Below are 212 nucleotides of genomic sequence, written 5' to 3'. Positions count from 1 at the left end.
TTGAAATTTCTCTTTCTCCCTATTAGGGATTGAAACATTTGGCAAGCAGCTTTTTTTGCACAAAAAACGAGTTGAAATTTCTCTTTCTCCCTATTAGGGATTGAAACCGTTGGCATGCACATAAACTCCCAAACAGCTTGTTGAAATTTCTCTTTCTCCCTATTAGGGATTGAAACGCCTAAAACGCGGTATAGGCGACCGAAGGAACCGAA

At 40.1% G+C, this 212-nt stretch carries 1 protein-coding gene; it reads right to left on the bottom strand.

The genetic code is table 11. The annotated features are described in order from the left end of the window. Window positions 1-212: hypothetical protein (locus DP116_RS28475; RefSeq protein ID WP_211173138.1), on the bottom strand; the 212-nt coding region annotated here is incomplete at both ends.

Origin of the sequence: Brasilonema bromeliae SPC951, assembly GCF_012912135.1 — a bacterium.
GTDB classification, from domain to species: domain Bacteria; phylum Cyanobacteriota; class Cyanobacteriia; order Cyanobacteriales; family Nostocaceae; genus Brasilonema; species Brasilonema bromeliae.
Note: the sequence above shows the minus strand (reverse complement) of the source record. Positions and strands in the feature narration are given on the sequence as shown.